The sequence below is a fragment of the Pseudoalteromonas 'SMAR' genome (assembly GCF_048515945.1).
In the GTDB taxonomy this organism is placed as follows: domain Bacteria; phylum Pseudomonadota; class Gammaproteobacteria; order Enterobacterales; family Alteromonadaceae; genus Pseudoalteromonas.
On sequence record NZ_JBLWMW010000007.1, the window covers coordinates 44,654 to 59,582 of the forward strand.

Sequence of the window (14,929 nt, forward strand, 5' to 3'; positions counted from 1 at the left end):
GAGTTATGTCTATTACTAGCGAGCAATGGCAGGAGATAGAAGAGAAGCTTAAAGGCATTTACCCATGCGTTAAATTTAATTTTGGCGAATTCCAGCTGACCATAGCACGAGTAAAAGTATCTGAGTCTACTTTTCATCTAGGTGTGTATATAAATGGTGAGATAAAAGCGGCTTGGTTTTCAGAGAAGAATGACCGTCCTGTTTGTATTCCGGATGTGTGGCGTAAAAGAACAAAGGCCATATATTCAGCTAAGACAATCAAGGAAATAGAGAAAGCTTTTGGCAAGCGCGAAAGTAAGAAGTACTACCCGGATCTTCATAAGAAGTACGTTTACTATGATTGCTGTTTTACCACAGCTAAAAGCCTCGTTCGCCAGTTTAAAAAGCTGAGTAACCTAACCTTGTTGGAGACAGAATAATGGAACCAATTACGATTGCGCTAGGCCTCGCGAAGCTAACGGGCCTAGATAAAAAGATAGGCCAATGGATTGGTGGTGATAATGGCGAGGAGGTAGCCACCAAAGTAGTAGACATGGCGCAAACCCTCACGGGTGAGAGCGACCCGAGTAAAGCGCTGGACAGAGTGAGTCAAAACCCTGAGCTACAATCGCAATTTCGCCTGGCTGTTTTAAGTAAAGAGGAAAAGCTGGCAGAGCTTGCTTTCAAAAACCTCGACAGCGCCAGAAAGATGCAAACAAGCGCGCTGGAGCAAGAAGATAAAGTAGCAAAGCGGTTCGTTTATCAATACGCTTGGTTCTTAACGGTTGCGACCTTTATTTATATAGGCTGCATCACGTTTATAGACATATCAGAGCCGGCAAGGCGCTATGCCGATACCATTTTAGGCTTTTTACTTGGTACCACACTTGGTGCAATTCTGCAGTTTTTCTATGGTTCTAGCCAAGGCTCCAAAGATAAAACTGATAAGCTGCTAAGAAAGTAGGGCACCTATGCCGGATTTATCTCCCCAGTATGGCCGAATCGTAAAGTTTGAGGAGGCCATTTCCAACCTAAAACAAAAGATACAAATACCCACCGAGTCGTATAAAGACTTACAAGGGCATATTCATGCCAGAGCATTTACCGTAGCTGGCGCCACAAAAACGGAATTATTAAATGACCTATATAAGTCAGTTGAAGCGTCTATTGAAAACGGCGAGTCGATATCTAAATTCAGAAAACACTTTGATGACGTTGTGGCAAAACACGGTTGGTCATATAAAGGTAAGCGTGGCTGGCGCACGCAGGTTATTTATCAAAATAATAAAAACACAGCCCGTGCTGCTGGACGCTGGCAACAACAAGAGCGGATCAAGCATCGACGCCCATACCTTTTATACTTAACGGCAGGTGACCAACGTGTAAGAGCCGACCACCAAAAGTGGCACTATATATTACTGCCATTGGAGCATAAGTTTTGGGATTCGCATTACCCACCGAATGGATGGATGTGTCGCTGTAAGGTTGTAAGCTTGAGTGATGCGGATATTAAACGCATGGGCTTAACCGTGACGCCTGATAATGTAGTCGACCCATTATTTAAACCGTTTAAAGTGGTTGATCCACAAACTGGCGAAGAGCTAGAAAAGTTAGCCGGTATCGATTTAGGTTGGAACTACAACCCGGGCAAAGCATGGTTAGGTGCCGACAAAGCAACGGGTGAAATGCTAGGGCGCTTGGATAAAAATTTACGTGAAGTAGCCACGCCGATTTTTAACGAGATCATCAATCAAGGTGAAGCCCATTTTAAAAAGCAACTGGCTACCGCAGCGGCAAAACAAGCATTAAGCAAAGTGGATTCAGGAACTGCCTTTGCACTGGGCCACATGCAAAGTGATGTGTTTAATCGAATTACACAAGTAGCTCCTGAAACAAAAACCACACTGATCACAATGGAGCACTCAGTCATGATGACAGCCATCAATGTATTGGGGTTTGAAAAAGTGAGTGAGTTGATGCGAGTTGCTCAAACTGGTGAGTTCATATCGTTTAATAAAAGCGTGGTCAAACTGGCCATTGATGGCGTGATGATCACAGTGCAGATTGGTAGTGACTTTAACCGTGTGGTAGCAATTCAAAAGATTTAAATCGTGTTTAATGTGCGTTTAAAGGCTATTTAAACCCAATTTAAAACGGCGACTTTCGATCTAGTTCTAAACGTATTACGATCAGGAATGATCGCGGAATGAGGCAAAATGGGTGGTTTTAGTCTAAAAACAAATGTAATTTTGATTTTGATGAAATTTGAGTTATTCTGAATGGAGTCCTTGATTGATAGGGGCTTAAGAGCAACTCACCATATTAATTTCTTTTCTTCTCTAATCTAAAAATGAACAACCCCTTACACCTGTGCGAAAGATGAACAAATAGTAAAGTTTTTTTAGATTGGAAATCCGTGTTTTAATCGAAAATAGCGAATATGTTTCCAAAATAGAAAACATATAAAAATAGGGCTTAGAGCAACTTTTCATGACGAACCTAAATTTACCGCCAAAATGTCTGTAAATTGCTTATTTAACATAATATAAATTATGGGAGTGTTAGTGTGGTTGCATCTAGCTTGCCTTGTCTTTTATACTATGTCCAATACTTACCAATATCGGACTTTACATGCTTGTACCCTTGGTTGATACCTTTAAGCAGCTACGTTATCAAATCGCTCACCTTGAGGATGACACTTTGGCAAATGAATATCCAGAGTTGGCTGCATTTATAAAACATCACGAGCAGCAGGTGCCATTATTGGATGAGCTGCAATTTCTTTATCAATTCTTATACGTTTATGGTCGTAAGTCAGAAGCCACATTTAACCGTTTTCGTAATGAGCTGGAGCGTTTTTGCTTGTGGTCTTGGTTGCAGGCTGAAAAGTCGGTATTTGAATTAAAGCGTGAAGACATTGAGGCCTATGTCGATTTCGTGGTGGAGCCGGATAAATCTTGGTCGCAAACCTCAGTGCAATGGCGATATAAACAAGTGCAAGGTTTACGCAAGGTAAACCCTAATTGGCGCCCTTTTGTGGTAAAAGAAAATGGTGCGAGCCAGCAGACGTTGGCAGCTATGTTTACGGCGCTGAACGTGTTTTATAAGTTTGCCATTTTAGAAGAAAAAGCCTTTGCTAACTTTGTCCCTGTGGTAAAAAAGAACAGTCCTTACTTAGTAGTGCAATCGCAAATTAATCTGCCGGACACCTTGAGTGATTTGCAGTGGGAATACGTTTTTGGTGTGACACGTGATCTCAGCGAACAGCGACCTGAGTTAGAGCGCAACTTGTTTGTGTTGGCCTGTTTAAAGGGGCTGTATTTACGCATATCAGAATTGTCTGACCGCCCTCACTGGTCTCCGGTTATGAGTCATTTTTGGCAAGACCAAGATAACTTTTGGTATCTTAGGATCATGGGTAAAGGAAATAAGCTCAGAGATGTGACGCTCAGCGAGGATTTTCTTAGTTACCTAAAACGCTACCGCCAATACCGTGGTCTAAGCGCCCTACCTCGTGTTGATGAACCATATCCGCTGGTGCATAAACTCCGTGGTCAAGGCGGTATGAACGTGCGGCAAATTAGGCGTATTGTGCAACAAAGTTTTGATCTTGCTGTAACTAAGCTTGCCGAAGACGGCTTTACCGAAGACGCTGAAAAACTAGAAGCGGCAACATCACATTGGTTACGTCACACCGGAGCCACCCATGATGCCCAACACCGGCCGCTCAAGCATTTATCGGAAGATTTAGGCCATGCCAAAATAGCCACCACGGATCAAATATACATTCAAACAAACATTAAAGAACGGGCTAAGTCTGGGCTCAAGCGAAAGATTTAAATGTTGTCAGTTTGATGGACTGTGTTTAAAAGGAAGGACTAAGTCCTTCCTTTTTTATTTGCGTTTGAAGCGTACAATCAATTCATGCATGTCGTTAGCAGTGTGTTCCAGGGCAATACTTTCTTGTGACACCTGCTCGGCACTGGTTAAGCTATTGCTAGCGAGTTGTGCAATATTCACTACTTGCTGATTGATGTCATCTGAAACCGTGGCTTGCTGCTCAACTGAGGTGGCTATCTGCATCGACATATCGCTTATTTGGATCACGGCTTGAGTGATCTGCTGCAGCATATTGGTGCTTTCATTAAGCTGCTCAATGCCATGTAATGATTCCGCCTGGCCTTGCTCGGCAATATCCACCGACGCTTGCGTGCTGGCGGTCAATTCAGAAATAATGGCGTGTATTTCCTTGGTTGACTCTTGGGTGCGCTGGGCAAGGTGGCGCACTTCATCGGCAACCACAGCAAAGCCTCTACCCTGCTCGCCTGCTCGGGCGGCTTCAATGGCGGCATTCAGTGCTAGAAGATTGGTTTGCTCAGCGATTTGTTCAATGATCTGTGCTGCAGAGGCAATTTTGTCTGTTTGTTTTGACACCCCTTGCACTGAGTTACGAATATCTTCGATGGTGTTACTTAAATCTGTGAACGCTTTTTTGGTCTTGTTGGCTATCTGCTCTGTTTGAGAGGTTAACTCTAATGAATTTTGCGCATCTTTAGCACTTTGTTGCACACTGTTAGAGACATCGCTAATAGTGGTAGTCATTTCGTTCATTGCAGTGGCAACCAGCTCAGTTTCACTTTGTTGCTTTTGCAGATCAGAGTAAGTCGCTTTCGCCTCGTTACTGGCTGTGTGTGCACCTTGCGAAACAGAGTTTGCGGCATGCTCTACACGAGTTAATATGGTATCTAGGTGAGCGCGCTCGCTTTTAAGGCGTACTTGCAGTGAAGCCATGGTACCATCCCAGGTAGAGTAAACCTGAGTGGCTATGTCATCACAAAAGCTATGCGATAACTCCGACTCAACGCGTTGTAATTGTTCTTTTGCACGCCAAGTTGCATAGCTTGAATAGCCAAGCATATTGGCCATTAACCAAAAGAATCCGGCAGACTCTGAAACAAAGTACCACAGCAGCAGCGAGGTAATAATATTGAATACTGGCCACAAAATACTCAGTGAAGGCAGTTTAAAACTACTGCTTTGCCCTGCTTTGACGCTTTTATATAACGCTTCTGCCCTCGCTACTGTATCACGATTAGGGCAACTTCTAACGGACTCATAGCCGACCACTTTGCCATTTTGAGTAATTGGGGTGACATAGGCATCAACCCAGTAATGGTTGCCATTTTTACAGCGGTTTTTCACCACTCCCATCCAAGGCTTACCTAATTTTAACTGCGCCCACATGGTACGAAAGGCTTCCACCGGCATATCTGGGTGCCTAACAATATTATGGGGTTGGCCTATGAGTTCTTCTCTGGAAAAGCCACTGACGTCGACAAAGGCCTGATTACAATCGGTGATGTTGCCTTGCAAATCAGTAACAGAAATAAGCTTGGTATCTGCTGAGAAGGTTTTCTCTTGTTGAGTGACTGGGTGGTTGGTCCGCATCTGGCTGTTCCAAAACAATAAATTAAACAGTTTCCCTATTGCGCGGGAAAATACGCTTTGAATTCATTAATAGCAAGGTCTAAGCGTATATTTTCAACGTAATTACAACTATAGTGTGAGTCATATGTAAGCGCAATTTGATTTCAGTGGTCTAAGATCGATTTAAGGCTTACTCACGTACTGGCTTTTCATGTAAAATATCAAGTATATCAATGACAATCTAAGGAGCATTAGGTGTCTCGCTTTTCTGCAATAACAGACAATCCTCATGAAGGACGATTTAACGCTAAAACAGGTATTCTGCTCACCAACCTTGGCAGCCCAGATGCCCCTACTGCAAAAGCTCTGAAAGTCTATCTTGCCGAGTTTTTGGCCGATCCTCGGATCGTTGAAATTCCTAGACTTATTTGGTTGATGATTTTACATGGCATTATTCTTAGGGTAAGACCAAAAAAATCGGCTAAAGCATACCAAACCGTTTGGACAGACGAGGGCTCGCCCCTAATTGCCATTAGTAAAGCACAAGCTGCCAAAGTGGAGGCGCAATTGCGCTCTGAGGGCTATGACAATATTGAGGTTGAACTAGCCATGCGTTATGGCAACCCTTCAATCGAATCGGGACTGGAAAAACTCAGAGACAAAGGCATAACCCGGATCATAGTCATGCCCTTGTATCCACAATATTCCAGTGCCACAACTGGCTCTACGTTCGACCAAGTAGCTAAGGTGTTGCGCGGATGGCGCTGGGTACCTGAACTGCATTTTATAAACGGTTATCATAAGCAGCCTGAATACATAGCTTCACTTGCAGCATCAATACAAGAAGACTTGGAAAAGCATGGCGAACCAGATAAGTGGGTGTTTTCATACCACGGTACGCCAAAATTGTTTTTAGAGCGTGGCGACCCATACCATTGTTTTTGCCAACAAACGACTCGCTTAGTGGTAGAAAAGCTGGGGTTAGACAAAGACAAAGTGATCACTACCTTTCAAAGTCGCTTTGGCAAAGCGGAATGGCTGCAGCCATACACCGATAAAACCCTCGAATCTCTTCCTGAGCAAGGGGTTAAGAACATTGCGATTTTGAGCCCGGCATTCAGTGCCGACTGCTTAGAAACGTTAGAAGAGCTGGAAGTGGAAAACCGTGAGGTGTTTGAAGAAGCCGGTGGTGAGCATTACCGCTATATTCCTGCACTTAACGACCGTGATGACCATATCGCAGCCATTAACGCACTGCTAAAACCATTGCTGTAATGGTAATTAGGGCGCGTAATTAGCGCCCTTGCTGGCCATAACTTTTAGTGTCACTGTGTTCACTAAATGCGCCCTGCTGCAGTAGCGCGAGGCAAGCGTCAATGTCTTTTGCAGGACTAAAGTAAAAGCCTTGAATGTGGTGACAACCAAGCTCCCTGAGCTGCTGCAGTTGGTTGTAGTGCTCAACCCCTTCGGCAATAACATGGATCCCCAGCTTGTCACTAAGATCAATCAAGCAATCCACCATCACTTGCTTGCTGCGGTCAGTCAGTAAGCTATCAATAAAGCTTTTGTCTATCTTTAAGTAATCGACTTGGTTTTCAATTAGATTACTCAACGATGAGTAGCCCGTACAAAAGTCATCCAAAGAAAGCTTTACCCCTTGCTCGCGTAGCTCATTGAGCTTTTTCCAGGTTAAGCGGTCTGATGCCAAGGATTCGGTCACCTCAATGGTGATTGCAGAGTAATCAATACCAGCTGTTTCAATGGCTTTAGTGATAAGTTTGACTTGGTTGGTCGAGGTTTTAAATTCACTAACCGAGCGGTTAATTGAAAAACCAATATGGGTAAATCCGGCGCGATGGAGCATGGCTAGATCTTTGCAGCTACGCTCCAAGACAAACTGACCTACCAGATGAATCAGGCCAAACTCTTCGGCTATGGGAATAAAGGTACCAGGCGAAACCATGCCATACTCATCGTCAAACCAGCGAACTAAGGCTTCAAATTTGCTGATCTGGTTACTCTTGGCATCAACAATTGGTTGATAATGAACACTAAGCGATTGTGTTTTTATGGCTTTTTTTAGTTTGTCTTTGAGCTTAATTTTGTTTATGTAAGCATTTTGGATAGAAGCGTCGTGGAGCGCTACTCGCCCGCGCTCTGTTTTCTTTACGCTATTAAGTGCGTGGGCGGCATTTCGAAGCAAATTTACCGCCGTTATTTTCGAGCCAGGCTCAAGTTGTGCCACGCCCGTTGAAACGGTAATTTCGATGGTAATGTCATTGAAGACATAAGGCTGAGACAGTTTATGCGAGAGTTTTTTGGCGATGCTTAAACCATTATCGACATCGCTATTAGCCAGTAAAATAGCAAATTCATCGCCACCATAACGGGCACTAATGTCATTTTGTCGTACCGCATTTTTTAGTCGCTTGGCCACAGAAACCAGCACTTTGTCGCCTACCTCAGGACCAAACACATCATTTACTTCTTTAAAGCGGTCTAAACCGATAAAAATAAGCGAACAACTACCACCTTGACTTCTGGCCTCGGAGATTTGCTCTTCTAAACGCTGCATAAAGCTTCGGCGGTTCAATAACGCGGTGAGTGGCTCGTGATTGGCGTAAAAGGTAAGCTGAGCCTCGTTACGTTTCCAGTCAGTGATATCACGGAAGATGCCAACGTAACTGACTATGTTGCCTTGTTCATCTTTAACCACGCTCAGGGTGAGTTCTTCTGGGTAGATCTGGCCATTTTTACGGCGGTTATGGATCTCACCTTTCCAATGCCCAGTTCGCATCAGTGATTGCCACATGCTGTGATAAAAGGCTTTATCTTGTTGTCCTGATGATAATACGCCCGGATCTTGACCGTATAATTCAAAGCCAGTGTAGCCAGTGAGTTGTTCAAACGCCCTATTCACCATGATAATTTTATTATTCTTGTTGGTGATCATGATGGCTTCTGTGGCGTGCTCAAACACCACATTAGTGAGTTCAAGTTGTTTTGTTAAGGCTGCAAGATAGCTAATTTCCTGGATGGTGGCAGTGAAAACGGGCTCTTTTGAATTATCATCGGCGTTTTCAACTTGGCCATTAATGTGCAATAAACCAGAGTGCTCATCTGCTGTGGTAAGGGCGACACGCAAGTCTATATGCCGACACTCACCTGAGGCAATGCGTTCCAGCGCGCCTTGTAAACGAGACCTGTCATCAGCCACCAAGGCATTTAACAGCGTAGATAAAGAAGCCTCGCAATTCGGCGTTTTCACTAACTGAGCAAAATGGCTAGAAAAGTAATGTTTATCTTGTTTAAGTTGCCACGACCAAGTGCATAGTTGCGCGATTTCTTCGCCTTTAGCAAGTTGTTTTACCAGTCTATCTTGTTTGGCAAGTTCAAGGTTGTGATTTAATTCTGTGGCAACCAGGTGACCGAGCTCTTGGAAAAACGCTTTGTCTTCATTGGAGATGGCTGTGTGTTCATCGAATAAACACACCAAAATGCCAATTGGCGTATGATCGAGCGCTCTCAAGGTAACAGCAAGGTAGCCTTCAATGTTCAACACATTGAGTAGTTCATCTTGGTGATAACGCTGTTGCAGGCAATCGAATATAGCGCACACCCCTTGGCTTTGCTTGGCGTCCACGCAGGGCGTGCCTTGCAAATCATAGGTGATATTGTCTGCTATTTTGCCGTCACGGTAGTACATTACGGTGTTAACTTGGCTGTCATCATCGACAAACTGGCCCACAAAACAGTGGCTAGCTTGAAACCTATCGTAAAGGGTTTGCAACGCAAATTGATACCTTTGCTTGCTGCTGGTTAAGTTGTAAAACTGATTAAATGATAATGACATAGTGAGCTGTTCGTATAAACATAACGCATTTTGTTTTTAATTGCCAAGCATAGACCATTAAGTTACTCGCTATACAAATGTAGATCAATAAACTTGGAAAAAGTTATGAAAATTATTTTAAATCAGCAGCTAACAGGCAGCTGTAAAGAACGTTACAGCTGCCAGAGGGGTTTTTTACGATATTTGCGGTTGCACGTCTAAACCGTATCCGAACATCACTGCCAGTACCAGCACAGTGGCAGCAGCAAACATTAACTTAAACATCAATGGCATACAGAATCGAAACCAATGTGTGTAAGGCACGCCAGCCATACCAAGAATCCCCATCAGTACCGCATTGGTGGGCACAATCATATTTGAAAAGCCATCGCCGAATTGGTACGCCAGTACTGCAACTTGTCGTGGTACACCCACTAAGTCGCCAACCGGCACCATCAATGGCATGGTGACATAAGCCTGACCAGAGCCGGATGGGATAAACATGTTTAATAAGGTTTGAATCACCAACATGCCAACTGCTGAGATTTCTGCTGCAACATACGACAGTGGCGTTGATAAGCCATTAACGATGGTATGAAGAATTTGTCCGTCTTCCAAAATCAAGGCAATGCCGCGGGCTACGCCAATTAGTATGGCAGTGGTTACCAAGTCAGACACCCCTTCAATAAAGCGGTTTGCCGCTTCGTCAGCACTGAGCTTGCCTAATATGGCGATGACTATCCCCCATGCGATAAACACACCACCCAATTCATATAAGTACCAGCCCTTGGTGGCAATACCCCAAACGGCAACCCCTAGAGTGATAATAAAGGAAGATAAAATCAGCTTGTGACGCTTATTAAGAGTTGGATAACTGGGTTGTGCTTGACCTGCCAACGGGCAAGTGACGTCTGTCATCATAGACTGTTCGGGGTTAGCTTGTACGCGCTTGGAATACTGCCAAACATGGTGAAAACCAATGAGGACGAAAGGCAAGAAAATAGCAAAGCGCAGCCATATTCCCGAATACACTGGCACTTCAGCAATTTGTTGCGCTATTAATACCGTGAAAGGGTTAAATGCAGACACGCCATAGCCGATGCCGTAACCGGCAATGATCATACCGACGGCGGTCATGGCATCGAGTTTCATGGCTTTACACAAGGCCACTAAAATAAGCACAAACGGAATGTACTCCCCTGCGGTGCCGATGGTGCTTGAGGCAATGGCAAAACAAAAGACCACCATAAAAATCAGCTTTTGTGGTTTATCGCCATGTTTTTCTAGTAGCCGCCCTATTAATGCATCCACCGTGCCTGTGGCTCTGGCAATCGCCAGCACACCACCTACGATCATGACGAAAAAGATAACGTCTTGGGCTGCTGCAAAAGCGCGTGGAATGGCTTTAAGTAAATCCCATGGAGTTAAGCTTACGGTGTGCTCAGCTAAGTGATAGGTTCCGGCTAATACCACCTGACGACCAGAGTCGGTAGTGGCAGTATCAAAAAAGCCTTGGGGGACAACCCAAGTAGAAATAAGGGCAATACACATCATACCCAGCAGCAACACTAAGGTATGTGGAACTTTCAGGGTGTTGGCCATGAAAAGTACAACTCCAATATAACAAAATTAGACTGGCAGCATATTACCCATTTTCGGCGCATATTTCACGGCTTTTGCCATTATATTCCTACAGCTCATGGCGATTAAGCTACTTGGTGATTGGCAACAACAGCCTGTTCTACTCGATTACGGCCATTGGCTTTGGCTTGGTATAAACTCCTATCTGCCAGCTTTAAGGCATGAAGCATATCTTCCGAACACTGTGGCCAATGGGAAACGCCTAACGAAATTGTGATATGTCCGGCAACATCAAATTGTGTTTGCTCGGTACACCCCCGTAAACGCTCGGCTATTTTATTAGCTTGTGCTAAGTCCACTCGAGGCAAAAACATCAAAAACTCTTCGCCGCCAGAGCGGCACAGGTGATCATCGCCACGGGCGTTTTGCCGCATCAGCTCGGCGAGTTTTTTAATCACCACATCACCGACATCATGACCAAAACTATCATTAACTTGTTTAAAGTGGTCAATATCAAGGGCTATGATGCTAAAGGGAATGTTGTGATCGGCTGCCGAGGCTAACCATTTTTCCATACCTCGACGGTTATAAAGGCCAGTTAGCTGATCTTGCTGGCGTTCATCGTCGAAGCGCTGAATTTGTTCGCCAAGACTCTTTACGCTATGTTGCATAGCTTGGTTTAACCAGGCGGCTTCGTAGTACCACGTTGGCACACTGGGAAAGTCAGCATTGCGGCCATCTTGTACTTGTTCAGATATTTTGGCCATACGCCAGAGGGGTTTTGCGATTAAGGTGCCCAAGCCTAACACGCATATTAGTAAGAATACCGTAAACGGCGCGGTGGTTTTAATTACATGCAACATAGTGTGGTTTAGTTGCGACATGGTGATTTGTAATGGCCGCTGGGCCACGACCCCCCACTGGCTGGTGGCGATAGGAGCAAACCCAGCCAACATTTCAACGCCTAAGGTATTGTTGACTTCTTCTGCGCCAAACTGGTTGGCTTTGAGTTTTTGTACCACAGGGTTGGCTGATACGTCTTCACCAATACGGTGTTCATTATGGTGGTAAATTAATTTGCCATTGGGCCCTGTGACATACACGTAGGTCTCATCGCGATGATGATGGCTGGCCAATAACTTTCCTAGAATGTTGTCCCCTTTAAGATATATTCCTGCAGCAATAAAGCCAAGAAACTCCTGATCGGCTGAAAAAACAGGATAAGTTGGGCTAACCATTAAGTTCCCAGCGGGCGAGATAAATGGGCCTATTATTTTTGGGGTTTGATGGCGCAGAGGTGAAGTCAGCACCTCATTGGTTAATAAAGTACCAGTGACGTCTAGTGACGCAGGCAAGGCATCGATAATCTGCCCGTTAGCATCAACTAACACGATGGAATCAAAACTGTTGGTGCGCTTGAGTAACTGTGCAAGTTCTGTATTAACCGCCTCTTTATTGGCGAAGTTGTTGGCCACTAATTGACTAGCATTACTCAGCTGCGCCATCACCGATTGCAAAAATAGGTCGGTGACATCGGCCAATTTTGCTGCATAAGCGCGATTAGACTCTAGGGTATCCTTTATCATGGTTTGCTTTTGCACTTGATAGGTTGCGAAAAGCGCATTAAATAGTGATGTTAAAACGCACAAGGTGGCCAGAATGAGTATTAACTTCTTTAAATCTAACCAGTGCTTAGCTTTGTTGATTTTACTCACCTAAATTTCTCTTAATGACATCATGAACAGTGTAACCGAGACTGGTTCGGTGTGGTTTAATCTACATCAAACCTGGTGTGACCAGTTAAATGCATAGGGATAATTTGTCACCATTATACAGACTAGGTGCAAAGTTGTTAGTTTTTACTACACAATGTTGGTTTGTCTGAGTGAAGCGGTGTAAAATAACGGCAAAGTGAACGACACGACATCTTGATGAAAAAGAAAACCAATCCATTAGTAGGTCATTTTACCATTGCTATCTTAGCTCTGGCTGCTATATGGCTGTTTATAAGTGATAAAGACACCTTGCTAGTACTCAATTCTTTAGTACTGGTTTACATTGTTGTTGCGTTGGCTAATCGTTTTTTAAGGGTGTCTAATAAAAAATAATTCGCAACTTTGGTGCTCGGTAGCAAGTGACCGAACACCGCGCTCATCACTTTTTTATTAACTTTCGTAAATTCTCACCATCACTGTCCAGCTGGTTAACAGGCGTAAGTTCCATAACGGCAGCAAGTGTTGGGTAAAGCTCTAAATTACTTGCCGTTTCTACTGTTACACCCGATTTAAACCCTGGGCCATGTGCTACCAAAAACGCCGCCATATCATCATTGGGTTCAAAGCCATGAGTGCCTTGATAGTGGAGTTCACCGTTTTGGCTAAACACTCTGGGAGCTTGGGTTTGTAATACGATGTCGGCAACTCGTGGTGAATTACCTTGGTATAGCTTTGCTAGCTGCGACTTTTCTAATACCTGGTATCGGCCTTGTGCTTTGTCGCGCAATTGTTGCAGCAACTCTTTGGTATCCAAATTAGTTTGTCCTAGGGTGTATAACGACACTCGGGTACCACTGTTTTTCACCGTCCACCCCTTTGGAATAGCTAAAGGTTCAATAGCAATGGTTTCTGCTTCATTTACTTTAGCCATACCATGATCAGAGACCAGTACGAGGTTGGCACTAATGCCTTTGGTTTTTAAATTACTGACAAATTTTCCAATCAGCTCATCGACATAGTGAACTGCCGCTTGGGTTTGTGGGTGATCAGGGCCAAACTCATGACCTTTGCTGTCCACCAAAGAAAAGTAACTGGCAATAAACAGAGGCCGTTGCGCCTTTGGTAATTGCAACCAACTGACAATTTGGTCTAAACGGTTTTGGTAATCCGCTTTTTTGGCATAGTGATAAAAGTAATCAGGTGTCATACCATTGATCCTAGCGTCTGACTCAGGCCAAAAGTACGCAGCAGATTTATAACCGTGCATTTTAACTAGGTTCCATAGCGGCACTCCTTGAATCCAACTGGAATCAATCTTGCCATGGCCCATTTTATAACATTGCTGACGCTGGTTATCGCAAAAGTGGTTATCAACTAAACCATGATTGATGGGTTTTAGACCCGTGATCAGAGACAAGTGGTTAGGAAAGGTTTTAGTAGGGTATTGCGGAATTAGCTTGTTTACCCGTACCCCTTCAGAGGCAAGCTTGCCAATATGTTTGGCGTTGTGTTTTTCAATGTAATCCCAGCGAAAGCCATCAATGGAGATTAAAATGGTGCTAGGTGGTTGTGCGCATACTATGGTCGGAACCAAAAGCAGAGCGCATAAAAAGTATTTTATCATTATTTGATCCGTGTGTTTTCAGTTAGTTACTTTAGCTTAATGCCAGCTCCACTATTTAAACACAAAATATTTTCGGCGGGATCATCATTTGTGTAGATACTAGGAACTTTTTCAATTGCGACTCAGAATAAAACAAATGCCCCTGAATACAATTAAGGCTTGATCTCAATCAATACCGGCCTTATATTAAAGTTTCAAAAATTACTGAAAGTTTAAAACGATGAACCTGTCACCAAAAATAGAAAATTTTGTTCTCCATTGCGGGGAAATGGGTAGCCGTTGGGGATTTAATCGTACTATCGGTCAAATGGTTGGTTTGTTGGTGATTAACGAAGCGCCGTTGACTGCCAATGAAATTGCCGAAGCACTGAAAATATCCCGTGGCAATGTCAGTATGGGGATTAAAGAGTTGCAGTCATGGCAGCTGGTTAAAGTGCACCATATTCCAGGCGACCGCAAAGAGTACTACTCGCCTAATGGCTCTATCTGGGACTTAGCAAATCGGGTGTTTGAGGAGCGTCGTAAACGTGAAATCGACCCTACCTTATCGCTGTTGCGAGATCAGATCCTAGATACGGCTAACTCGCCAGAAGAGATTTATGCCCAAGAGCAAATGCAAACTATTCACGACTTGCTGGAAACCGTAACCAAATGGTCGGCAGAGCTTCAACGACTCTCTCCTGAGCAACTGCAGCAATTAATGAAGCTCGGCTCTTCAGTGAGTAAGGTAATAGATTTAAAGGACAAATTATTACGTAAATCTTAACAAGC

12 protein-coding genes are annotated in these 14,929 nt (G+C 44.0%); 7 read left to right on the forward strand and 5 right to left on the reverse strand.

All coding sequences use genetic code 11. The features are described 5' to 3' along the window. Positions 1–5 precede the first annotated feature (5 nt). The 4 genes from ACNKW2_RS05045 to ACNKW2_RS05060 all read left to right on the forward strand — a co-directional run bounded on the left by ACNKW2_RS05045 (position 6) and on the right by ACNKW2_RS05060 (position 3,819). The gene (locus tag ACNKW2_RS05045; RefSeq protein WP_419147564.1) at positions 6–419 is read left to right on the forward strand and encodes a hypothetical protein; all 414 of its coding nucleotides are present in this window, start codon (positions 6–8) and stop codon (positions 417–419) included. Then, entirely contained in the window at positions 419–943 is a 525-nt protein-coding gene (locus tag ACNKW2_RS05050) for a hypothetical protein (protein WP_419147565.1), read from the forward strand. Before ACNKW2_RS05045 ends, ACNKW2_RS05050 begins: the two co-directional genes overlap by 1 nt. 7 nt (positions 944–950) lie before the next feature. Continuing rightward, the gene (locus ACNKW2_RS05055; RefSeq protein ID WP_419147566.1) at positions 951–2,087 is read left to right on the forward strand and encodes a phage head morphogenesis protein; all 1,137 of its coding nucleotides are present in this window, start codon (positions 951–953) and stop codon (positions 2,085–2,087) included. A 523-nt stretch (positions 2,088–2,610) separates the two neighbouring features. Then, positions 2,611–3,819: a tyrosine-type recombinase/integrase gene (locus ACNKW2_RS05060; RefSeq protein WP_419147567.1), complete on the forward strand. Its 1,209-nt coding sequence runs from the start codon at positions 2,611–2,613 to the stop codon at positions 3,817–3,819. Positions 3,820–3,873: 54 nt separating this feature from the next. Here ACNKW2_RS05060 and ACNKW2_RS05065 read toward each other — a convergent pair whose 3' ends face one another. Further along, positions 3,874–5,427: a methyl-accepting chemotaxis protein gene (locus ACNKW2_RS05065; protein ID WP_419147568.1), complete on the reverse strand. Its 1,554-nt coding sequence runs from the start codon at positions 5,425–5,427 to the stop codon at positions 3,874–3,876. A 234-nt stretch (positions 5,428–5,661) separates the two neighbouring features. Between ACNKW2_RS05065 and hemH the strand changes: the two genes are divergently transcribed. Further along, positions 5,662–6,681, forward strand: coding sequence for a ferrochelatase (gene hemH / locus ACNKW2_RS05070; protein ID WP_419147569.1), 1,020 nt, complete (start codon positions 5,662–5,664; stop codon positions 6,679–6,681). A 19-nt stretch (positions 6,682–6,700) separates the two neighbouring features. Here hemH and ACNKW2_RS05075 read toward each other — a convergent pair whose 3' ends face one another. The 3 genes from ACNKW2_RS05075 to ACNKW2_RS05085 form a co-directional block, all read right to left on the reverse strand. Beyond that, positions 6,701–9,259 carry a sensor domain-containing phosphodiesterase gene (locus tag ACNKW2_RS05075; RefSeq protein ID WP_419147570.1) on the reverse strand — a complete coding sequence of 853 codons (2,559 nt, stop codon included), beginning with the start codon at positions 9,257–9,259 and terminating at the stop codon, positions 6,701–6,703. A 174-nt stretch (positions 9,260–9,433) separates the two neighbouring features. Further along, complete coding sequence (locus tag ACNKW2_RS05080) at positions 9,434–10,840, reverse strand: YfcC family protein (RefSeq protein WP_419147571.1); 1,407 nt, start codon at positions 10,838–10,840, stop codon at positions 9,434–9,436. A 104-nt stretch (positions 10,841–10,944) separates the two neighbouring features. After that, complete coding sequence (locus ACNKW2_RS05085) at positions 10,945–12,534, reverse strand: sensor domain-containing diguanylate cyclase (RefSeq protein ID WP_419147572.1); 1,590 nt, start codon at positions 12,532–12,534, stop codon at positions 10,945–10,947. Between the two features lie 216 nt (positions 12,535–12,750). Between ACNKW2_RS05085 and ACNKW2_RS05090 the strand changes: the two genes are divergently transcribed. Further along, positions 12,751–12,927 carry a hypothetical protein gene (locus tag ACNKW2_RS05090; RefSeq protein ID WP_419147573.1) on the forward strand — a complete coding sequence of 59 codons (177 nt, stop codon included), beginning with the start codon at positions 12,751–12,753 and terminating at the stop codon, positions 12,925–12,927. A 46-nt stretch (positions 12,928–12,973) separates the two neighbouring features. Here the strand turns inward: ACNKW2_RS05090 and ACNKW2_RS05095 are convergent, their stop codons facing one another. Further along, positions 12,974–14,158 (reverse strand): alkaline phosphatase family protein, encoded by a 1,185-nt coding sequence (locus tag ACNKW2_RS05095; RefSeq protein WP_419147574.1) that lies wholly within the window; start codon positions 14,156–14,158, stop codon positions 12,974–12,976. 220 nt (positions 14,159–14,378) lie between these two features. Between ACNKW2_RS05095 and ACNKW2_RS05100 the strand changes: the two genes are divergently transcribed. Further along, positions 14,379–14,924, forward strand: coding sequence for a GbsR/MarR family transcriptional regulator (locus ACNKW2_RS05100; protein ID WP_336565542.1), 546 nt, complete (start codon positions 14,379–14,381; stop codon positions 14,922–14,924). Positions 14,925–14,929 lie beyond the last annotated feature (5 nt).

What these genes read in the sequence shown, in the direction of transcription:
- ACNKW2_RS05080 (WP_419147571.1), bottom strand. Translation starts at nt 10,840, where the DNA reads ATGGCCAACACCCTGAAAGTTCCACATACCTTAGTGTTGCTGCTGGGT.
- ACNKW2_RS05060 (WP_419147567.1), top strand. Translation starts at nt 2,611, where the DNA reads ATGCTTGTACCCTTGGTTGATACCTTTAAGCAGCTACGTTATCAAATC.
- ACNKW2_RS05090 (WP_419147573.1), top strand. Translation starts at nt 12,751, where the DNA reads ATGAAAAAGAAAACCAATCCATTAGTAGGTCATTTTACCATTGCTATC.
- ACNKW2_RS05095 (WP_419147574.1), bottom strand. Translation starts at nt 14,158, where the DNA reads ATGATAAAATACTTTTTATGCGCTCTGCTTTTGGTTCCGACCATAGTA.
- ACNKW2_RS05050 (WP_419147565.1), top strand. Translation starts at nt 419, where the DNA reads ATGGAACCAATTACGATTGCGCTAGGCCTCGCGAAGCTAACGGGCCTA.
- ACNKW2_RS05065 (WP_419147568.1), bottom strand. Translation starts at nt 5,427, where the DNA reads ATGCGGACCAACCACCCAGTCACTCAACAAGAGAAAACCTTCTCAGCA.
- ACNKW2_RS05045 (WP_419147564.1), top strand. Translation starts at nt 6, where the DNA reads ATGTCTATTACTAGCGAGCAATGGCAGGAGATAGAAGAGAAGCTTAAA.
- ACNKW2_RS05055 (WP_419147566.1), top strand. Translation starts at nt 951, where the DNA reads ATGCCGGATTTATCTCCCCAGTATGGCCGAATCGTAAAGTTTGAGGAG.
- ACNKW2_RS05100 (WP_336565542.1), top strand. Translation starts at nt 14,379, where the DNA reads ATGAACCTGTCACCAAAAATAGAAAATTTTGTTCTCCATTGCGGGGAA.
- ACNKW2_RS05075 (WP_419147570.1), bottom strand. Translation starts at nt 9,259, where the DNA reads ATGTCATTATCATTTAATCAGTTTTACAACTTAACCAGCAGCAAGCAA.